Origin of the sequence: Sulfobacillus thermosulfidooxidans, assembly GCF_001280565.1 — a bacterium.
Lineage (GTDB): Bacteria > Bacillota > Sulfobacillia > Sulfobacillales > Sulfobacillaceae > Sulfobacillus > Sulfobacillus thermosulfidooxidans_A.
Window position 1 is genome coordinate 1,423,980 of the sequence record NZ_LGRO01000001.1, and the last position, 20,019, is coordinate 1,443,998.

The 20,019-nt window shown below is 47.1% G+C and carries 19 protein-coding genes; 4 read left to right on the forward strand and 15 right to left on the reverse strand.

The features are described 5' to 3' along the window. Window positions 1–200: 200 nt before the first annotated feature. A complete protein-coding gene (locus tag AOA63_RS07145; protein WP_053959059.1) occupies window positions 201–689 on the forward strand; it encodes a hypothetical protein in 489 nt (162 codons plus the stop codon). On the opposite strand, the gene surE is transcribed toward AOA63_RS07145, so the two are convergent. Then, window positions 679–1,461: a 5'/3'-nucleotidase SurE gene (gene surE / locus AOA63_RS07150; protein WP_053959060.1), complete on the reverse strand. Its 783-nt coding sequence runs from the start codon at window positions 1,459–1,461 to the stop codon at window positions 679–681. The two genes, AOA63_RS07145 and surE, sit on opposite strands and share 11 nt — an antisense overlap. After that, window positions 1,430–4,156, reverse strand: a complete 2,727-nt coding sequence (locus AOA63_RS07155; protein ID WP_053959061.1) for a helicase C-terminal domain-containing protein — start codon at window positions 4,154–4,156, stop codon at window positions 1,430–1,432. The genes surE and AOA63_RS07155 overlap by 32 nt, the downstream gene beginning before the upstream one ends. Before the next feature lie 115 nt (window positions 4,157–4,271). Here AOA63_RS07155 and AOA63_RS07160 point away from each other — a divergent pair, with 115 nt between their 5' ends. Continuing rightward, window positions 4,272–4,598 carry a hypothetical protein gene (locus AOA63_RS07160; protein ID WP_053959062.1) on the forward strand — a complete coding sequence of 109 codons (327 nt, stop codon included), beginning with the start codon at window positions 4,272–4,274 and terminating at the stop codon, window positions 4,596–4,598. Here the strand turns inward: AOA63_RS07160 and AOA63_RS07165 are convergent. From AOA63_RS07165 to AOA63_RS07210, 10 genes are all read right to left on the reverse strand, one after another. Continuing rightward, window positions 4,595–5,587, reverse strand: a complete 993-nt coding sequence (locus AOA63_RS07165; protein ID WP_053959063.1) for a hypothetical protein — start codon at window positions 5,585–5,587, stop codon at window positions 4,595–4,597. The two genes, AOA63_RS07160 and AOA63_RS07165, sit on opposite strands and share 4 nt — an antisense overlap. After that, the gene (locus tag AOA63_RS07170) at window positions 5,584–5,994 is read right to left on the reverse strand and encodes a PaaI family thioesterase (protein ID WP_053959064.1); all 411 of its coding nucleotides are present in this window, start codon (window positions 5,992–5,994) and stop codon (window positions 5,584–5,586) included. The genes AOA63_RS07165 and AOA63_RS07170 overlap by 4 nt, the downstream gene beginning before the upstream one ends. 69 nt (window positions 5,995–6,063) lie before the next feature. After that, window positions 6,064–7,305: an amidohydrolase gene (locus AOA63_RS07175; RefSeq protein ID WP_242848290.1), complete on the reverse strand. Its 1,242-nt coding sequence runs from the start codon at window positions 7,303–7,305 to the stop codon at window positions 6,064–6,066. A gap of 205 nt (window positions 7,306–7,510) precedes the next feature. Further along, a complete protein-coding gene (locus AOA63_RS07180; protein WP_053959066.1) occupies window positions 7,511–8,749 on the reverse strand; it encodes an adenosylhomocysteinase in 1,239 nt (412 codons plus the stop codon). 30 nt (window positions 8,750–8,779) lie between these two features. Next, a complete protein-coding gene (mtnP, locus tag AOA63_RS07185; RefSeq protein WP_139061516.1) occupies window positions 8,780–9,577 on the reverse strand; it encodes an S-methyl-5'-thioadenosine phosphorylase in 798 nt (265 codons plus the stop codon). 235 nt (window positions 9,578–9,812) lie between these two features. Next, on the reverse strand, window positions 9,813–10,601 hold the full coding sequence (locus AOA63_RS07190; RefSeq protein ID WP_053959067.1) for a metallophosphoesterase: 789 nt from the start codon (window positions 10,599–10,601) through the stop codon (window positions 9,813–9,815). 5 nt (window positions 10,602–10,606) lie between these two features. Then, window positions 10,607–11,020, reverse strand: a complete 414-nt coding sequence (gene ndk / locus AOA63_RS07195) for a nucleoside-diphosphate kinase (protein ID WP_053959068.1) — start codon at window positions 11,018–11,020, stop codon at window positions 10,607–10,609. Between the two features lie 19 nt (window positions 11,021–11,039). Then, window positions 11,040–11,423 (reverse strand): adenosylmethionine decarboxylase, encoded by a 384-nt coding sequence (gene speD / locus AOA63_RS07200; RefSeq protein WP_020373106.1) that lies wholly within the window; start codon window positions 11,421–11,423, stop codon window positions 11,040–11,042. 331 nt (window positions 11,424–11,754) lie between these two features. After that, the gene (locus AOA63_RS07205) at window positions 11,755–12,195 is read right to left on the reverse strand and encodes a type II toxin-antitoxin system RatA family toxin (RefSeq protein ID WP_053959069.1); all 441 of its coding nucleotides are present in this window, start codon (window positions 12,193–12,195) and stop codon (window positions 11,755–11,757) included. A 26-nt stretch (window positions 12,196–12,221) separates the two neighbouring features. After that, complete coding sequence (locus tag AOA63_RS07210) at window positions 12,222–13,472, reverse strand: aspartate aminotransferase family protein (protein ID WP_053959070.1); 1,251 nt, start codon at window positions 13,470–13,472, stop codon at window positions 12,222–12,224. Between the two features lie 37 nt (window positions 13,473–13,509). Here AOA63_RS07210 and AOA63_RS20025 point away from each other — a divergent pair, with 37 nt between their 5' ends. Next, window positions 13,510–13,665, forward strand: coding sequence for a hypothetical protein (locus AOA63_RS20025; protein ID WP_206742817.1), 156 nt, complete (start codon window positions 13,510–13,512; stop codon window positions 13,663–13,665). Window positions 13,666–13,727: 62 nt separating this feature from the next. Here the strand turns inward: AOA63_RS20025 and AOA63_RS07215 are convergent, their stop codons facing one another. The 3 genes from AOA63_RS07215 to AOA63_RS07225 form a co-directional block, all read right to left on the reverse strand. Next, on the reverse strand, window positions 13,728–15,473 hold the full coding sequence (locus AOA63_RS07215; protein WP_053959071.1) for a peptide ABC transporter substrate-binding protein: 1,746 nt from the start codon (window positions 15,471–15,473) through the stop codon (window positions 13,728–13,730). A gap of 562 nt (window positions 15,474–16,035) precedes the next feature. Next, entirely contained in the window at window positions 16,036–17,772 is a 1,737-nt protein-coding gene (locus tag AOA63_RS07220; protein WP_053959072.1) for a peptide ABC transporter substrate-binding protein, read from the reverse strand. Window positions 17,773–17,928: 156 nt separating this feature from the next. Further along, window positions 17,929–18,843, reverse strand: a complete 915-nt coding sequence (locus tag AOA63_RS07225; protein ID WP_053959073.1) for a magnesium transporter CorA family protein — start codon at window positions 18,841–18,843, stop codon at window positions 17,929–17,931. Between the two features lie 252 nt (window positions 18,844–19,095). On the opposite strand from AOA63_RS07225, the gene AOA63_RS07230 reads away from it, so the two are divergent. Continuing rightward, complete coding sequence (locus tag AOA63_RS07230; protein ID WP_053959074.1) at window positions 19,096–20,007, forward strand: ABC transporter permease; 912 nt, start codon at window positions 19,096–19,098, stop codon at window positions 20,005–20,007. Window positions 20,008–20,019 lie beyond the last annotated feature (12 nt).

The following is a 20,019-nucleotide window of genomic DNA, read 5'->3' on the forward strand; positions in this document are numbered from 1 at the left end:
AATCCTCGACAAGAGATGATGTTCCTCAAAGAGGTTCTGTCTCGCTCGATTTGTTCTCATGGACGTAACGCGGTAAGATACTTCTTCCCCTCCTTCGACTTCTTCGATTTCTCTTACGAGGAGAGGAAAGAGCTAGACAGAATCTGTCCTGAGGCGGTACACTCGAATGACAGCGAAGTCTTTAAGCCGGGGAGATTTTGATGTCCGAGTCACGTCTTCAAATTGCCGCGGATTCCTTAGGTCGGTGTCATTTCTGCGGATTAGTGCGACCTGAATCCGGAATGGTTCGCCATTTACAAGCTTGCGCAAGTCGTCGCCGCCATTTTCACTTGCCTAGTACTCCTGCCACGGCGGCCAGTTTTCACTTGATTGTGACGCCATGCGGATCACCCCGAAGCTGGCAACATATTGAGGTACCGGCACACCAATCCATAGCAGCATTTTCCGAATGGCTCACCCGGCAGTGGCAGCTTCTTCCCGGTGGTCAAGTACATATCGACAAGGAACAAGTTCATGAACATGATATCATCGAGAAATTATTTGTCCCGGGATTAATTGTCCGGTACGAGTCGCCATCCTTTTGTCTTCACATGCAAATCATTTCGTGGTACGACGGTCATTCCGAGTCAGAGCATACCTTTTTACTTATGGCGCAAAGCCTTGAGTCTTGGAACAAACCTACAACTTAGGCCATGATGGAACTTCAATGCGGTTATTTTCGGGCAACAAGTGATATGCTGTAGCATCCATGTGCAGCGGCGTAACCGTAATGAACCCTGCCGCCAATGCCCCAACGTCTGTGCCTGTATCCTCTGTCACATCTTGAACGTGGCCAGCAAGCCAAAAATATTCTCGCCCTCGGGGATCCACCCGCTTGTGGAAGTCATTAGCGTATTCACGACGCCCCAACCTGACCCAGGCTAGCTGTGACGGGATCCCTTGAGATATACTAGGAAAATTCACATTGTATAAGATGCCTTTGGGAGGTCGCTCAAAGTTTTCGCTGAAGACCCACTTCTTGGTAAACTCCGCTGCCCATTGTAGTCCTTCTTCATCCTCTCCATTATAAGACAATGCCATAGACGGAACGCCTAGAAACATGCCTTCCATTGCCGCGGAGACGGTTCCCGAATAATAGATATCGCGTCCTAAATTCGACCCGTGATTAATTCCTGATAATAACAAGTCCGGTTTTTCCGGCAGCAACATTTCTATGCCCAATTTCACACAATCTGAAGGGGTTCCGTTAATACGCCATGCCCTCTGAACACCCGTAAGAAAGCTCACGGGAGTGGCATGGAGTGGCTTGTGCATCGTAATAGCATGACCCATGGCACTACGTTCTAATTCTGGTGAGACCACATAAACGTCTGCTACCTCACTCATGGTTCCAGCAAGAAGAGATAAACCTAACGCGTTAATACCATCATCATTCGTAATTAAAATTTGTTGGCGTTTCATTAACGTCATGGCCTCCCTTAACAATAAACTTCTGAATCACTTGGCGTACTTGATGAGCCGGCTGAACTAAAATCGTTGGTCCCGCCAATGCCTGAATAAATTTGGCGCCATACCGACTGCGGATAATGCGTGGATCATAGACCACAACGGCTCCGCGATCATGTTTGGTGCGTAAAAGCCGGCCAAAACCTTGCTGAAACCGCAAAACGGCTTGGGGCAATGTCCTTTGATAAAATGCAGATTGACCTCTTTGAGCAATACGTTCCAAGCGGGCTTCCTCTAGAGGATCGCCCGGAGCCGCGAATGGTAAGCGCGCCATCACCACCAAAGAAAGATCCGCGCCGGGTACATCTACGCCTTCCCACAATCCTGCAGCGCCCAGAAGAACTGCCCGGGACGATTGCTTAAATTGGTCGACTAATCGCACACTCGGTCCATCAATCCCTTGGGCCAATGTCACGATACCTAAAGGATCAAGGACCGGACGTATTTTATCCGCCAGTACCCGTAAACTCCGGTGCGAGGTCGTCAAAACCAACGTCCTGCCATTAATCCGCGGTACGACCTCTATAAGAAATTCGGCCAACTCTTTGAGATGTTCAACGCGATTTACATCAGGAACATCCGACGGAATAGCCAATACACTATTCGCACGCACATTAAAGGGCGAAGGCAATCGCAAAGTGCGCATGCGTTCCTTTGGAATACCCAGACTTCGTGCCATGTAATCAAAATCCCCTGCCACACTTAAAGTCGCGGAAGTCAGCACACCGGTTTTGATTTGACTCCATAACGTCTCATGGACTAATGGAGCGACATCGACCGGTCCAAAGCGCAACGTTATTTGCGGATTAGCGTCTAAATGTGTGGCTTCCCACCAGCTCACCTGCTGCGGAGTCGGGGCTCCCCATTGATCGAGATTCAGACTATACGATGACATATCGTCTGCCCACTTCTCAAAACGTAACCAGGTAGGGTCGTTTTTAATCACATCCCCAAATATCGCTTCGGCAGCACTCCAAATATCTCGTGACGCCTGTGCGACATTCGCCATGGCCTCACGGGTCAACCCCATCGCTTTTTCCAGTTCAGTTCCCTGCCATGATTCGAACTTCTCTGTAGTGACTCGCACGGCTTGCCGGTTATAATCACTGGCAGGAGTTTCCGCAATGAACATGCTCTCTAAAACTTCCAAACGCTCAAGCAAAGTGATACTTTGCGCTCGCAAATATTCTATGGGACTAAATAAGTCGGGGTGCGTCTTCAAATGATCAAAGAGACCATTTCTTGCCGTGTTTTCGGCTAATGTCCGCCTAAAATCCGCCATCACAAATTCCATCCCAAAAGTCCGCTCGACGACATCGGCAAAGTGATGGGCTTCGTCAATAATCACATGATCGAATTCCGGAAGAACGACTGGATTGGCCATATGAGACGCTAGTAAGGCGTGATTGACAATAACAACATGGCTTTCCTCCGCTTTTCGACGGGCCTGGCGCATAAAACATGGACCCGCATAGGGACAACGAGGACCAGCGCACGCGTGGCGATCAGCCATCACGTCTTGCCATAACTCTTTGGCTTCTCGTGAAAACGGATTAAATGCGTCGTAATCGCCGCGGTCCGTTTGCGCAATAAAGGTCAATAACCGCGCAATAGCGATACGTCGCTCACGGCTTTCATTGAGAACTGTCGTGGTTTGCCGTATTTCATCAGACTTCAGCAAACAGACATACTGCCCACGCCCTTTGACTAACGCTACATTGACCGGCAAATCCTGTTGGGCCATCGGCAAATCTTTATTCCACAACTGCTCTTGCAGCGCTAAGGTATGCGTCGCAATGACCGTGCGTTCTCCTTGTTTCAAAGACACCAGTACAGCAGGAATGAGATAAGCCAGACTCTTGCCAGTTCCCGTGCCTGCTTCGACCAGCAAAATGGACTGATCTTGGTAAGCTTGCTCGACTGCAGCCATCATAGATTCTTGAGAAGGACGCTGTTCAAATTCTTCAAAATTTTTCCCGATATTTGTAGGGTTTTTGAGCCAGCTTTGGGATTGCCATCCGTGAGGGAAAGGCACAAGCTCGCGCCCAGTATTTGGTTCCCCGTGGGGCTGATCTAAAGGTGAGGGGCGAGTATTGGGTAGAACCTCCACTTGCCACCAATCCCATTCGTTCCCTAGTAAATAGCGTAAATCTCGTTGTGTTGTTTCGGGTAGATGACTTAACGCAGTGCGAATGCGGTATAACAGGCGATAAGTTGCTTGAACATCATTACGAGCATCATGAAAATGCCCTTCCTCTGGAACTAAATTTTCAAGGCGGTAAGACGGTTCCGTTGGCAACGCAATTCGAGCCCATTCTAAAGTATCGAGACAGGCTTCGATATACAGTCCCGCTCGTTTGAGAAAAGCCAGATCAAAACCAATTTGATGTCCTACCACTAATCGATCGCCGATAAAGTCTCGAATCTCCTCAATAACTTCATCCAACGTCGGAAATTGTGAAAAGTCCATGGTGTCAAACCCTGTTAACCGCCTTACAAATGCGGGAATCGATCTATTCGGATTAATAAAAAAAGCCAGGGTATCTGTCTGACCGTTTATTTCCCGTAGCATCGCAATTTGAATCACTTGATCCGATTCAGGATTTAAGCCTGTGGTTTCGAGGTCTACAATGACGAAATCTGTTCGCATAACGCCTCATTTCTCTATCCGCACATTACATAATATTATTCTAGCACACCCATGGTCATAGTCCTTCGCAAAATCAGCAACACTACCTCCATCACCGTTGATAGGAGGTTCTTCGATGGAAGAGAAAAACATTTTAGCCTTTTTTCGTTCTCTGGAACAGGCTCAAAGATGTCAAGACGCCCTACGTCATCAAGGATTTGACGTGATCCAAATTGATGCAGTGCCCTCAGACATGGGAAATGAAATCTTAAATCATGCACCGTTGGTTGATTGGGGCCGTTATGGCTATGACATTGGCCGCCTCGATGATAAATGGACAGCATCTGGCGCATGGTCTCAGCAGGGGTTAAGTGTTGGAGCATGGATTTTAACCGCGGTAGTGCCTGCAAGTGACCGCGATCATGTGGCCCACACCATCCAGGAATTCGGCGGGCAACTTTAGACTTCTGACGCTCGAATGTAGACAGGATTGCTAACCAACCACGGCTGATGATGTCCACGGTAAACTTCAACACGCCAAGTTCCCGGCTGACGGACTGAATATTCCTGGACCAGTCCTGTGCCTTCATATTCCACCTGGCCATTACAGAAAATCTTCCACTGGGATGGAACAGGACTGATCGCTTTTAACTTTTGGCCGGGTTGCCATAGCATTTCACGGCCCATCGGATATCTTTGCTGTCCCTGCTCAATCCAGTAACGAAACCCTTTCTCCCATCCGACGCGGGAGAACATCACATCAACGCGGCCTTCTATCAATGCCTCTGTGATGAGCCGTTTGTCGTGCGCCAGGTGTTGGAAAGTTAAAGGTTGCGGAACTAAGACTTGCGTGCGGATTGTCCGTAATGGAAGGTCCATCCTTATGACCTTTTCGCTCCCGACAGACCATAGATTGGTACCAATGGCCACCACAGGCTTTTTTTGTATCCAACGGTCCCAAAGCGCCAGACGTTCTCTAAGGAGGTCATATGTTTTGGGACGGCTCCAGGGAAAAAGGCCCAAATGTCCCTTAAAAGAATAATAATTTGGCCAAACGTTCAAACCCATGAGTCCTGTCTTTTCGCAAAATTCCATGGGAAGATCTTCGAAATCAGTCGTTGAATTCAGAATAAAAGACGGTCCACCAACATCTTCGGCCGCACGTTCTGGTCGCCATAGGGGCTCGGCGCGCCCATCCCAAAGATGGAGAATATCCGCACCCAAATCTTTCCCCCACGTTCCCCAAAGTAGCAAGACCCGGCCATAATAGCCTTCCTCCAAGGGATACCCAATCGTGTCAGGTGCTAACAAGGATCGTGCTGATAAGATAATGTCCACCGATTCTTGTTGCGCTGTGTCGAGCAAATGAAGAAGAAGCCTTGATTCGGGAACATCACGGGCCAATTGGTAAATCAACAGTGAGTACTCATAAAAATTAAACGGATCAATCATTCAGGAAGACCCTTGGCCGGAAGAAAAATACCTTCGGAACTGGCCATAACCTCTTGATTTTGTTCAATAAAAGCCTGGGCGCGCATAAGCCGCCGTGTTGATTCGACTAATTTCCCTATTACCAGCAAAGGGGTATTAATAGAGAGCGGTTTGCGGTAACGGACTCTCAAGTCCGCTGTCATAGACACCACATGCGTTTCATTCCACAGGATATGCCACATCGCATCGTCAAGAAGTCCAGCAATAATCCCGCCATGAACAATCCCTTTGAAGCCTTGCCACGATTCCGTTACCACGACCTCGGCGCGAACCAGATGTTCATGGGGTAGATAGGTAAAATGCACATGCATCCCCTGATCATTTTGGTTACCACATACAAAGCAAGGATTATTCTGCCATTCATCCATGGCTTAGACACCTCATTTGACTGTAAAATCCACTTTAGTCACGTATGTCACATAAGATTCACCAAATCGCTAAATGGATAAAAGCCTGGCCACTCGATTTTGTACCTCGGCACGAATCGCACGTTCATCGAGTGTCGTTAACATCCCCTCAGCCAGAAGGATTTGACCATTGACAATCGTATAGAGAACATCATGTCCTGTCGCCGCATAGACGAGATTGGCCGTTGTATCAATGTCGGGCGTCATATAAGGAGCGGTATTATCCACAACGATGAAGTCGGCTGGCCTCCCCGATTCCAATATTCCCCCAGGAAACCCCAATACCCTGGCACTGCCCCGCGTTGCCAGCATCAGAGCTGTTTGTGCCTGAAAACTTTCCGGTTTCCCTTCCCGCACTTTTTGCATCCATGCCATGGCCTTCATTTCCAAAAACATATCTAATGAATTCGTCGAGGCGGCGCCGTCTGTTCCCAACCCTACCGCAATCCCCGCTTGTTGTAGTAAATTGTAGGGCATTATCCCATTTCCCAATTTCGCATTGCTCACGGGACAGGAAATGACTCCACCTTGCATTGGTTCAAGAAACGGAATATCTTCCGGCTCGATGTGAACGCCGTGGGCAATAAGCGTTCGGTTTTCAAAAATCCCTGTTTGGGCAGCTAATTGAATGGGCGTGACACCGAATCGATTTCGGATTTGGGCCACCTCATCCAGGCTCTCTGACAAATGGATATGAATACCTAATTGATGTGCCTTTGCCTTCTCAGCAACGCGCTCTAAAAATTTTGGCGAACATGTATAGGGAGCGTGAGGACCGAGCATCGGTGTAATCAAGGGATGTTCTTTCCAACGGGTGGCAAATGCAATGGCGTCGTTTAGTTTGTCGTCTTCGTCATCTTGACCGATAAGTCCACGGCTAAGCCAACCTCTCAAGCCACTTTCCACTGTAGCCTTGGCGACCGCGTCCATTTCGAAATACATATCGGCATAGCCCACCGTGCCCGATTTGATCATTTCTACCGCTGCCAGCAACGTGCCAATATAAATGTCCTCGGCCGTCAGTTTAGCTTCTACGGGCCAAATATGTTTTTCAAGCCATTCGAAAATAGGGCTATCGTCGGCTAGGCCTCGAAACAATGTCATGGCAGCATGATTGTGGCCATTATAAAAACCAGGCAGCAAAATGCCTCCGGTTACATGAATGAGTTGATCCACCGAAGTCGCATCATCTTCTACCGGGCCAACACTTACAATCCTCCCATCTTCCCAGGTAAGTTGTCCAGGTCGAAAAATGCGAAATGCGTCGTCCATGGTTAGGACCGTATCTGTCTCAATTCGGTATCTCATCAGATATTTGCGGTGCGGAAACCGGGACCTTCGGACCAGGAAAGACCGCCACCGCCCTCCTTCCTATGTGATCAATGGAACCCACCCACGCCATACTCGTCGCCCGCTGCACGATTGAGCAAAAATGGTGATGGATGCTTTGCACCAAACCGTACCTCTTCCATTCTTATTACCAAGAGGCCATATATTGTTGTTGTTCTGGAGTTAACGTATCAATTTCAATACCTAACGCCTTTAAGCGAATTTCAGCAACCCATCTATCGACCGCCGGGTCTACGGGATAAACCCCAGGTTCTAAAGGATGGTTTAACAAATATTCCAGCGATAAAGCTTGAAGGCCAAAGGTTAAATCCATAATTTCCACGGGATGTCCATCCCCAGCCGCCAGATTCACCAGCCGCCCTTGAGCCAGAAGCCAAAGGGTCTGCTTTGTGGGTAATACAAAACCTTCAACATTTTCATTGCGACCGGGAATGACCTCGGTAGCCATAGCGCGTAGACCTTTGACATCAACCTCTACATCAAAATGACCCGCATTTGCTAAGACCGCGCCATCTTTCATTTTGACAAAATGTTCGGGACGAATAACATCACGATTTCCTGTAACCGTCACAAAAAAGTCTCCATAGGACGCGGCTTGGTCCATCGTCATCACTTGATGTCCATCCATTAGGGCTTCATTAGCCCGCACCGGATTAACTTCTGTGACAATGACTCGCGCTCCAAGCCCTCTGGCTCGCTCTGCTACCCCACGTCCACACCAACCATATCCCGCCACAACAACAGTCGTCCCGGCAATCAACAAGTTGGTGGTACGCATAATCCCGTCCCATGTTGATTGACCAGTTCCATACTGGTTATCGAAAAGATGTTTCATATCGGCATCATTGACGGCTATCATCGGGTAAAGAAGCCGATGTTCACCTGCCAGTGCCCGCAAACGCGTCACGCCGGTCGTCGTTTCTTCTGCTCCCCCCAAAACATGGCGGGCTAGATCCTTTCTAGATGAATGCAGGCGTTCGGTCAATTCTCCACCATCATCGATCAGTAAAGTGGGTTCAATATCCAATACATGTTGATGAAACTGGTCAAATTCTTCATCGCTGGCTCCACGAAATGCATGCACCTCAACACCGGTCGTTGCCAATGCTGCAGCTACATCATCCTGGGTACTGAGAGGATTCGAACTGGTAATGCTGACACTCGCTCCTCCAATATGTAACAGTTCGGCCAATATGGCGGTTTTCGCTTCAAGATGTAAAGAAATTGCGATGCGCTGTCCTTTAAAAGGCTGCTCCTTGACATAACGATCACGCAGCGCTTTTAACACAGGCATCTTGCGGCGAACCCAATTCATTTTGTCGTGACCCAACGCTGCAAGCCCGGGATTTTTTAATGTGGACATCATTTCTTCCTCCTGTTGAAAGTATTTAAGGTCTCACGATCCCCCTAATGGAGTATCGGCCGAATTGTGGCAATAACAGTCTCGATGTGATTGCAATAACGGAATACTCGTGACAATCAATTGTTTTAAATATGTCATATTTTCAGCCATGAGATCCAATACTTCTTGATGAGTTAAAGGATGCGGTGAGATTCCGGCTGCATAATTTGTAACCAAGGCCAACGAACTATAACATAAACCTAATTCCCGTGCGAGTATCACCTCTGGAACACTGGTCATCCCGACGACATCACCTCCAAGAAGGCGAAAAGCTCGAATTTCTGCAGGCGTCTCAAACCTGGGCCCTTCTGTGGCTACATAACATCCCCCGTTGACTGTTGGGTAGTTCCTTGTTAAGGCCTGTTGATAAATGACTTGACGCATATGAGGACAATACGGTTCGGTCATATCCGTATGTACCACGCCCTGAGGTCCGCCTTCAAAAAAAGTGCTCACGCGTGACTTGGTAAAATCAAGAAATTGATCACACAAAACCACGCTACCGGGGGGCATTGCCACGTTTAGCGAGCCCACAGCCGCCGTCGCTATAATCCGTTCTACACCAACGTGTTTCAGAGCCCAAATATTCGCACGATAATTGACTAGATGCGGCGGAATCTGATGGTTTGTCCCGTGTCGATTCAAAAAATACACAGCGTCGTCCAGCTGATTCACTTGACCTTGAATGACTTTCACAGTGCCATAGGGTGTATCTACGCGTAATTCTTGGATCGAACTGAGCCATGACGAATCATAAACTCCGGTTCCGCCGATAATGGCGATTTTCATCATATCTGGCTCGAAATCTTTGGATATATCTCCAAAAGAATGAGCCTTTCCCTCCCTTGCGATTGCATAACCCCGTACAGATAAAGATAGTTGACACTGATCTTGCATCTTCTCAATCAAAATGATGAACGGTCAGATGCCATGAACTTTTCCTTTCAATGCATCTACGGTGTCTGCGGCCATCTCTGATGCCGACAAAGACATTGATTGCATTGTACCGTTATTGGGGCTACATTTCTTAGCCCCGAATTAATCTAATCCAAATAATTTGTGGGCGAGCACCAAATCGTATGGGTAACTCAGAGGATCCTAAACCCCGTGAGGTGATCAGCACGGTACCGCTCGGACCGATCCATTTGCCCCAGGCATAGCGTTTGCCAACGTGGGTATGACGTACAGGTATTAAGCGTCCAAACACCGTCACTTGTCCACCATGCGTATGGCCCGATAGAATGAGTCCAAATCGTGAAGCATAGGGATTCAGTACCGCATCGGGACGATGCGAAAGTAAGATCGCTGGCGCCTTTTGAGGGATCTCCGCGTTGATTTTCTCCCAATCGGGGTGCCCTTTGACCAGATCAGGAATTCCTGCCAACCATAGTGTATCTTCTCCGCGCCGTAAAGGAATCACGCGATTATCTAATAACCGTTCTCCGACGTTCCACGGCGAGACATTCAGGCGGCCATTGCGGTAGTCGTGATTGCCGCTCACGAAATATACACCGTCAGGCGCTCGAAGTTGATCAAGCGCGTGAGCGATTCGTGACCGGGGTAGCGTTTTCCAAGCAAATAGATCCCCAGTTACTACAATAATATCCGCAGTAATTTTCTTTTTTTTCAAAAAAGAAAAGGCCCCCACCCGGCCGTGAAAATCGGATAGATGGAGGATAGAAAATCCGTCAAAAGACGTCGGAAGATTTGGAATAGCAATATCGTAACGCGTAAATTGAATCCACCGAGGTTCAATGACCACGCTATAAAAGATGAGTCCGGCCACAAGAAGTGGCGTGATGACAAAAACCAACATAAAGGTTAAACGAGTTCTTCCGGCGAGAAATAAATGCTTATTTCTCGCGCTGCGGATTCTTCACTGTCCGAACCATGAACAATATTTTCGGTTATGGCCAAAGCGAAGTCACCACGAATCGTGCCAGGTTGCGCCTTGACGGGATCTGTTGTTCCCATTAATGTTCGAGCCACCGAAACCGCCTCGCGCCCTTCCCACACCATAGGCACAGATGGACCGGACGTAATAAACGATATCAGCTCTCCATAAAATGGCTTGTCCCGATGCTCTTCATAATGTTTTCCTGCCAATTCCGGAGTAACCTGGATCAATTTCATAGCCTTAAGACGCAGACCCTTTTGTTCCAGTCGGCGAATGACTTCCCCGACCAATCCACGTCTCACACCATCTGGCTTGACCATAACAAATGTTTGTGCCACCTTGAGATCCCCCTAATCGTCAAATCGCAGCCTTTTGCGTACTAACGTTAGACTCGACCAAAACACCCCGGAGGGTTTCCGAAGCGGTAAAATTTTGGGCGCGGAACTGTTCGACGATATAGTTACAGGCATCCCAGGGGTTGACAGAATCACCGCAAGTAAATACATCCACCGCGGCATAGCCGTGTTCAGGCCAAGTGTGCACGGCTAAATGCGATTCTGAAATGACCACCACCCCGCTTACACCTTGCGGACTAAACTTATGGAAAGCCACTTCACGCACCTCAGCGCCTGCCTTTAAGGCAGCTTGTACCATTATTTCCTCCACGCTGGTGATGTCGTTCAACACGTTGGAATCACAACCATGAATTTCTGCCAAAATTTGTCGACCCAATGCGTTCATCGCATTCCCAACCCCCTTATTTACCCGAGTTGAGCTCGCCTACAGTGTCCTGTCCGACGGCCAGAATAATTTTATCAAAATAAGTCCTTCTGTCAACAAAATAATGCATTTACCCAGAAAAAGATGGACTTTTTTTATTTCTTTCCGACAAAAACTCGTTCTTTCTCTGTTTTTTTCCTGATTTCGCAGTATTACTATGCCATAGATGGTAACCTTCTACAACAGTACCCTATGGGGTACTCGTACGATTTCCCTAGCATAGCATATCCAATTGACCATCTGCTTCTCAATGGAAAAATATAAAAGAGACGCCAGAACCTAGAAAAAATTATTATGCTTGTCCCCGCACTTGTCCGGCTATGGCATGCACCATAGCTTTGGCGTTTTCTCTCAGCGCGAGTTTCGCTACCGGATTTAGAAGACTGGCCAACATGGGCATACCAAATTCGAAAGTGGTTTCAAGCGTAACTTCCGTACCATTTTCCACTGGCTTGAGCTGCCAATATCCTTCGAAGGTTTTGAGATCTCCTTGAATTTGACGGTAGGTAATGCGCCACAACTCCGGATAAAATTCATCACGCTCAGTCCATTTAAATGTTGCGCCTTGCAACTTGATGACCCATTCCGAATGCGTATAATTTTCTCCTTGTTCTACAACCTTTACGGACTCTACATTTTTCATAAACCGTGGAAATTGCGCCATGTCTGATAAAATGTTGTAAAGCGTTTCAATCGGTGCGGGTACAACTTCTGTGATTGTCACCGTAGGCATAATATGCCCCCCTGTCGTCGCTGAGTTTATTCTTCTAGTAAGTCCTCTAAAATGCTTTGAACCGTATTCAAAGACTCTGCCAAGGCTTCTATGACCTGATCAAGCTGTTGACGAGTAATAACCAAAGGTGGAATCATCCGGATAACTTTTTCGTTATTCAGGGTATAGACAGCCAAAATGTGACGCTGAAAAAGTTCTGAGATTAAGGCCCCTCCCACTCCCGCATTAGGGACCTCAATGCCAATCATGAGTCCTCGACCTCGTACATCGGTGATGACTTGCGGATATCGATTCTGTAAGGCGTGTAACTGACTCAAGAAATGGCTTCCCAGGGTAGCGGCTCTCTGTGGCAGTTCTTCTTCGATCGTGACCCGTAATGCCTCCTTAGCTACCGCACATGCCAAGGGATTTCCGCCAAATGTCGACGTATGAATTAGAGGCGACGAGTCAAAAAAAGTCCAGGCATTAGGTCTTCCTACTACTGCTCCAATCGGAATTATTCCCCCGCCTAAAGCTTTGGCGAGGCACAAATAATCCGGAACGACATCAGAATGCTCCACCGCAAACATACGACCTGTTCGACCGATACCCGTTTGCACTTCATCAGCAATGAATAAGGCTCCGGTTTGATCGCACATCTTTCGAATTCTCGGCAAATAATCGTCAGGCGGAACAATCACTCCGCCCTCGCCTTGGATGGGTTCAACAATGACTGCCGCCGTGTTGTGGTCGATAATACCGGCAATCGCGTCAGCATCCCCATAAGGCACATGAATGATATCCGGCACAAGCGGTTCAAAAGGTCTCCGATATGTATCCCGTCCGGAAGCCGATAATGACCCCATGGTTTTGCCATGAAATGCTCCATATGTTGCAATAATGCGTGTTCTGCCTGTCTGAATACGGGCAAACTTCAAAGCCGCCTCGACGGCCTCGGTACCGCTGTTACAAAAGAAAGTATATTGCAAATCACCCGGAGTAATGCGAGCCAGTTCCTCTGCCAAATCCACCATGGGTCGGTTAAGTAAAATGCGTGAGGACATTGCCAACTCATCTAACTGGGCGTGAGCTTTGGCCACAATTTGGGGATTTTGATATCCCTGGACAAAAACTCCGTATCCTCCGGCACAATCCAGATACTCTTCTCCGTCTTCCGTCACAACAACGGCTCCATGACCGGTTTTCTCGATGGCATTCAATCCCATAAAACGAAGTGCCCGGGCTAATCCCGGATTGACGTATCTTTCATACCGCGCAATTAACTCTTCCGCATCCATTATGATACGGTCGCCTCCTTAGCTCCCCTAGATTACCATGTCTATTACGGTTAGCCCCTCCGTCATTGAGGCTGAGCATTATCATCATCATACCGCGATTCTCGGTGATATGATGCATGATCTTGAGTATACACCTCGCGAAAAAACGGTGCCGAGTCATGATCCGATACCCTTCCTAATGTTTATGTTTTGAGCAATGAAAACCGGAGGCCATGATGTGTCATAGCCTCCGGCCACGAACTTAGACGATCTTTTTTAGTGATTAATGGTCCAGTAGTTGGGGTAGTTCAGATCTTCAATCGGGTTAAAGGCTGAATTGACACCATGGACGTAGGTAGCCACTTCACTGAAAGTTGGGGTCCACGGCACCCAAATGACAGGCAAATCCTTTACGGCCCATGCCTGGTATGCATCCATTCGCGCCGTGATTTGGCTTGCGGTACCCGGTTCGTAAGTCTTCTTAATCAATGAGTCCATGGTCGAACTGCTGTAACCGCCATAGTTAGCAGCTGAACCGGTTCCAAATAATCCGCCACCGGTTGGATAATAGTCAGGTTCGTACGTCCAACCACCGCCCCACCAATCAAGTTGCCACTTTGTGGGGTCGCCCTGGTTGGCGTCCGAAATAATGGTGTCAAATGGCTGCGACAACAGCGTCACTTGAATGCCTTCTTGAGCCCAGTCTTGCTTCATTAACTGAACCTGATCGGTAATCGTGTTGCTCCCGGACACATAATCAAGAGTGAACGCAAGTTTTTGACCATTCTTGGTCATGACACCATTAACCAGTTTCCATCCATGCTCTTCCAAGAGTTTCTTTCCAGCTTGTGGGTTAAACGGTGCCGGATTGGTGAGATTGGGATCATCGAACTGCGTGGGCGGCTTGGAAGGAATCGGCCCAAATTCGACGACACCATGACCGTGATAGAAGCTATTAATCATTCCTTGTTGATCAATACCCATTTCCAGTGCTTCACGCACATACCGGTGACTGATGATTTGGCCAAAGCCACCGGGAGCTTTCGAGTTATAGTTGGGTTGGAGATAATTAAATCCGAACAGGTAGACAGTAGAAAACTTGTCCGCAGTCAGTTCACCGCGAGAATTCCACAGCGATGGCGGCAAAAAGCCCACATTGACTTTTTGTGTCTTCAAATCAGCAAATTCCGCACTCGAGCTCGTCTCATATTTGTAAATTAACTTGCTAATGCTAGCTTTATGCCCATCATAATTGGGATTAGGCACAAAGGTCCAATATTGGTTATTAGTCTTGGACGCTGCCGCATCAAATTTAAAGGCGCCATCGACAACATTGTAGTATTGAGAACCAGGGTCATTGGAAACAGACTGGATAAACTTCAGCTCATTATCTATATTTTTGTGGATATCCCACACGGATTTCGGTGCCGGTAGAATTTGTCCCAAACCGTTATGCAAAAACCACTGAGGGTTAGAAGGTTGGGTGAGTGTCACGATAACCTTGTAGGGTCCGTCAGCAGTAACACTCTTCCAGCGAGTAGGAATTCCGCCAATTCCTGCTCCGCCATAGCCCCACGGCAGAGACGAAGCCCCAGAGCTCGCTGCCAACATGAGTTGTGTTGTCCATACAACATCCGCTGATGTGACAGGCTGGCCGTTAGACCAGTGCCATTTCTTGTTTAAGGTAATCGTATAAACCGTACCCGTGCTATTCCAAGTGACATTGGACGCTAACGAACGCTTATAATCGATGCCGTCCGTCTTGGAAATATGAATTAAGGGAACATACATCAACGACTGCATTTGGCTGTTTAAGTCACTATAAGCTGTTGATGCCACAACAGGAAACCACCAGTTTGGAGATGTCTGTGGAGTCAACGCAACCACTGCGACATTGCCCATGGGAGATTTGACTGCTTGGGATGAGCCTGTTGATGGTGTAGATGTTGATCCACAACCCGCTAAAACGAGAGACGATCCGATTATGCCCGCCGATAATACGGCGACAGAACGACGCTTCATTATTATCCTCCTCAAGTAAGTATAAACAATGCATGGCATGAAGCCATTCTTAGTCCTCGTTTGCGGCACAATGAACTCTGCCGAAATAAATTTGAGGCATATGCCAATTCGACATCATCATCCAATTTTCCTTCTTATTTTAATTCTTCCACTTTAGAATAAATCGGTCTAAAACATCTTTTGACCAAATTTTTTTCTGTAATCTTCATTTCTCAACGAAAAGTTACATTAATAAAGAGATGCCCCACAAACCTTCAGTGGATAACTATACAAGATGGCAATGAGTCGGCAAAGGCATGTTATGTCTTACAAATCACGGTTTTGTAACCGCAAGAAAAACGTATACCGTTGAAATCATTATTTATAAACATCCGTTTATTTATAATTTTTGTCTTTTAGCGTAAGGTTTATACACTTTTTGTTATGGCATTTATTGGCGCGTTCGATTTTTCTATTCATTTTTGGATCCATAAGATTATCCATAAGAAAAACCGGCACGAGGTCTCAATAAGACTCATGCCGGTTTAAATGGAGATTTTTCTCCTAATCGATTTACAGAACCTTAATGATTAATGGTCCAGTAATTCGGGTACTGGGTATTAGTGATCGGATTATAGGTCGAATTCACCCCATGGATGTAGTTAGCCGTTTCGTTAAAGGTCGCGGTCCAAGGCATCCATAACACCGGAAGTTGGTTGGCAGCATACGCCAAATACGCATTCATACGAGTTCGAATCTGACTCGATGTGCCTGGTTCGTATGTCGCTTGGATAAGATTATTCATCGTTGTGCTCTGGTAGGCACCGTAGTTAGCCGCTGAACCCGTTGCAAATAATCCGCCGCCCGTGGGATAGTAATCAGGTTCATACGTCCATCCGCCACCCCACCATACAACCTGCCACTTGTTCGCGTTAGCCTGGTTGGTGTCCGCAATCAAAGTGTTAAAGGGCTGGGACTCTAAGTTCACCTGGATACCTTCTTGAGCCCAATCTTGTTTCATCAATTGCACCTGATTCTCAACAGCCGATACGCCTGAGACATAGTCCAAAGTGAAGGCTAATTTGAGGTTGCCCTTGGTCATAACCCCGTTAACCATTTTCCAGCCATGGTCCTCGAGCAACTTCTTTCCTGCGGCCGGATTATAGGGGGCTGGATTGGTTAAGCTGGCATCATAGAACTGCGTCACCGGCTTCGCCGGAATGGGACTAAATTCTGTCACACCGTGCCCATGATAGAAACTATTGATCATACCCTGTTGGTTAATGCCCATTTCTAAGGCTTGACGAACATAACGGTGGCTTATTATTTGGCCGAAGTTCCCGGGAGCCTTGTCACTAAAGTTCAACACCAGGTAATTGAATCCAAACGGATAGGCCGTACTGAATCGATCATCAACCAATTGGTTTCGCGAATCGTATAGAGAAAACGGCAAATATCCCACATTAATCTTGTTTTGTTTTAATGCCCCAAACTCTGCACTGTTGCTGGATTCATAGACATAGACCAATTTTTGAATGGAGGCTTTGTGTCCGTCATAGTTTGGATTCGGCACAAATGTCCAATATTGGTTATTGGTCTTCGATGCCGCGGCGTCAAATTTAAAGGCTCCGTCCACAACATCAAAATATTTAGAACCGGGATCATTGGCAACGGACTGGATAAACTTCAGCTCGTTGTCCATGTTCTTATGAATATCCCACACGGCTTTCGGCGCGGGAACAATTTGCCCTAAACCGTTGTGTAAGAACCACTGAGGGTTAGATGGTTTGTTTAATGTCACGATCACTTTATATGGACCGTCAGCCGTCACACTTTGCCAACGAGTTGGCAATCCGCCAATACCTGCGCCTCCATATCCCCACGGGAGAGATGATGAATTCGAACTTGTTGCCAAAAGCAATTGCGCCGTCCACACCACATCTTGAGACGTTACAGGCGCCCCGTTGGACCAATGCCATTTCTTGTTTAGGGTAATGGTATATACTGTACCATTACTATTCCACGACACATTTGATGCCAAAGATCTCGCATAATCAATGCCATCGGTTTTGGAAATGTGCAACAATGGAACATACATGAGTGAATTCATCTGGGAATTATAGACCGAAAAAGCGGTTGAGGATTCTACTGGGAAAAACCAGTTAGGTGATACTTGCGCGGGCAATGCAACCAATGCCACATTGCCTACCGGTGACTTAATCGTCGATGCTGATGAGGCTCCTGACGTGCCACATCCGGCCAATAATAGCGACGACCCCGCTACCACTGATGCCAATAAAGTCAAAGACCGACGTTTCATAATCTTTTGATGTCCTCCCCTGCTGCTCACAATTTTCGCAAAAATACCAACAAATCACGACAACTTAATTCGACATTCCGAACCATGGAGCATTGTAGTCTAGTCATGACAATTCGTCTAGGGGGAACATCCGTGCACTCAAGTCAAACCCACTCGTTATATCCATTTTCTTCTTTTAAATATCCATAACAGAATAATTGAAATTAGCACAACGCTTCCGATCACTAAATGAAATCCCCAAGGATTATCGGCTCCTGGTATGTGATCGAAGTTCATACCATATAACGCAGCAATCACCGATGCAGGCATGAACAACGCTGTCACGATCGTGAGAGTTTTAACAATTTCATTGAGGCGATTGGAAACGCTGGAAAGATAGATATCTAATACAGTATCCATCATTTCACGATACGTATCGGCCGAATCGGAGAGACGAATTACGTGATCATAAAGTTCGAAAGCGTAAATAGTATCCATACTGGGTTCACCACTCCAATAACGCGCAAGCTGGTAAGCCACATCGCGTTCCGAACCCAGAATTCTACGAACTCGCATAATAATACGCTTCAAGCGAAAAATCTCTTCTTTTATTTGCGTATCATGATTGTCATGCAATGTTTCATGTTCAATATGCGCAACCTTATCGTTGAAATAATCAAAAAATGGAAATGCCATTTCGAGCAAATCATCAGCCACATAAAATGCCAAATGATTCGAAGACTGGATGAGTGCAGGATGTAACAGCAACTTTTTGCGAGTTTCTGCAAAATCCTGCGCTACGGTAGAGTCTGACGACCATGATAACATTACGTGAGGCGTAACAACAAAATGTACGGCAGCAATCTCCAGCTCATCAGTTTCCAACCCCGTGGGATTTAATTTAAACAAGCGTAAATAGAAGAAATGTGGATAGCGGTCAAACGCGGCTCGAGTATGGCCCTCACCTATAGGGGGCAGCAATACATTAAGGGCTTTTAGCCGGATATCTAATTCTTGATGAGATGGTGAATCCATGTGAATCCAACGGATTGGAGGAGTTATGTCTTTAAATGTGGTGTCTTGGATCCCCATATGCCACCTCCTACCACAGGGTGCCCTCTTCCTTCAATAATCATTCATAAAGTGAATAACGGAAGAGGATAAGGCAGGAGACAATTGGTAGGATGACCAATGTCGATAATTGACATCAAACTCAAGCCCACATTATAATACATTGTCACTAGTTTTCAAACAATTATGGCGCTCATTAAGCTTTCGAAACTTAATGGGCTAAAAAAACGACTTATGCGGTGATAGACGGTTGAGGCAGGAGCGGATAACAACATGATTTCACCAGAACTCGAACTGCAAGATCCCCTTCATGGGAATCAACCGGTACTGGAAAGAAAGCGTAGTGCTTCTCGCGAATGGAGAGCATTTTGGAAAAATCCGCTTGCCCGTTTTGGCGTAGGTGGACTCCTTTTTCTTGTGTTGTTTACATTCGTTGGGCCTCTTTTTTATCATGCCAGTGCCTATCAACCCAATCTTCTCAGCACATTACAGCCTCCTAGCGCCAAATTCCCTCTCGGCACCGATAGTTTAGGGCGGGATTACTTAGCGCGAATGATGCTGGGCGGACAATTGTCGCTAGAAGTTGGTTTTGCTGCAGCCTTAATGACAACTATCATTGGAGTCATATACGGCTTAACGGCAGGTTTGATCGGCGGCGCTGTGGATTCGTTGATGATGCGTCTTGTCGATATTTTTATTGCTATTCCTAGTCTTTTCTTATTACTCTTTGTAGATTCTGTATTTCGTCCGAGCGCCATTCTCCTCGTTATTATTATCGCCGTATTGTCGTGGTTCGGCGTAGCACGTTTAGTGCGTTCTGAAGTCCTATCCCTCAAACGGCGTGATTATGTCGAAGCTGCTCGGGCATTAGGAGCTACAAACTGGCGGATTATGATTAAACATCTATTGCCCAATGTCATGGGAGTTGTGATTGTAAACGCAACCTTCCAGGTCGCCGATGCCATTCTCACAGTGGCCGCTTTAAGCTTCTTGGGTCTTGGGCTTCCCCCGCCGACACCAAACTGGGGGGAAATGTTGTCGTCAAGCATGTCATACATGTTCCAAAATGCATGGTGGCTAATCTATCCTCCCGGCTTGGCAATTCTCTTGGTCGAACTATCAGTAAACTTTATTGGCGATGCATTACGGCAAGCATTTGATCCCCGCTTGCGGAAGTCCAGTTAGGAGGGCGACACG

What these genes read in the sequence shown, in the direction of transcription:
- AOA63_RS07145 (WP_053959059.1), top strand. Translation starts at nt 201, where the DNA reads ATGTCCGAGTCACGTCTTCAAATTGCCGCGGATTCCTTAGGTCGGTGT.
- surE (WP_053959060.1), bottom strand. Translation starts at nt 1,461, where the DNA reads ATGAAACGCCAACAAATTTTAATTACGAATGATGATGGTATTAACGCG.
- AOA63_RS07155 (WP_053959061.1), bottom strand. Translation starts at nt 4,156, where the DNA reads ATGCGAACAGATTTCGTCATTGTAGACCTCGAAACCACAGGCTTAAAT.
- AOA63_RS07160 (WP_053959062.1), top strand. Translation starts at nt 4,272, where the DNA reads ATGGAAGAGAAAAACATTTTAGCCTTTTTTCGTTCTCTGGAACAGGCT.
- AOA63_RS07165 (WP_053959063.1), bottom strand. Translation starts at nt 5,587, where the DNA reads ATGATTGATCCGTTTAATTTTTATGAGTACTCACTGTTGATTTACCAA.
- AOA63_RS07170 (WP_053959064.1), bottom strand. Translation starts at nt 5,994, where the DNA reads ATGGATGAATGGCAGAATAATCCTTGCTTTGTATGTGGTAACCAAAAT.
- AOA63_RS07175 (WP_242848290.1), bottom strand. Translation starts at nt 7,305, where the DNA reads ATGGACGACGCATTTCGCATTTTTCGACCTGGACAACTTACCTGGGAA.
- AOA63_RS07180 (WP_053959066.1), bottom strand. Translation starts at nt 8,749, where the DNA reads ATGATGTCCACATTAAAAAATCCCGGGCTTGCAGCGTTGGGTCACGAC.
- mtnP (WP_139061516.1), bottom strand. Translation starts at nt 9,577, where the DNA reads ATGATGAAAATCGCCATTATCGGCGGAACCGGAGTTTATGATTCGTCA.
- AOA63_RS07190 (WP_053959067.1), bottom strand. Translation starts at nt 10,601, where the DNA reads ATGTTGGTTTTTGTCATCACGCCACTTCTTGTGGCCGGACTCATCTTT.
- speD (WP_020373106.1), bottom strand. Translation starts at nt 11,423, where the DNA reads ATGAACGCATTGGGTCGACAAATTTTGGCAGAAATTCATGGTTGTGAT.
- AOA63_RS07205 (WP_053959069.1), bottom strand. Translation starts at nt 12,195, where the DNA reads ATGCCTACGGTGACAATCACAGAAGTTGTACCCGCACCGATTGAAACG.
- AOA63_RS07210 (WP_053959070.1), bottom strand. Translation starts at nt 13,472, where the DNA reads ATGGATGCGGAAGAGTTAATTGCGCGGTATGAAAGATACGTCAATCCG.
- AOA63_RS20025 (WP_206742817.1), top strand. Translation starts at nt 13,510, where the DNA reads ATGTCTATTACGGTTAGCCCCTCCGTCATTGAGGCTGAGCATTATCAT.
- AOA63_RS07215 (WP_053959071.1), bottom strand. Translation starts at nt 15,473, where the DNA reads ATGAAGCGTCGTTCTGTCGCCGTATTATCGGCGGGCATAATCGGATCG.
- AOA63_RS07220 (WP_053959072.1), bottom strand. Translation starts at nt 17,772, where the DNA reads ATGAAACGTCGGTCTTTGACTTTATTGGCATCAGTGGTAGCGGGGTCG.
- AOA63_RS07225 (WP_053959073.1), bottom strand. Translation starts at nt 18,843, where the DNA reads ATGGGGATCCAAGACACCACATTTAAAGACATAACTCCTCCAATCCGT.
- AOA63_RS07230 (WP_053959074.1), top strand. Translation starts at nt 19,096, where the DNA reads ATGATTTCACCAGAACTCGAACTGCAAGATCCCCTTCATGGGAATCAA.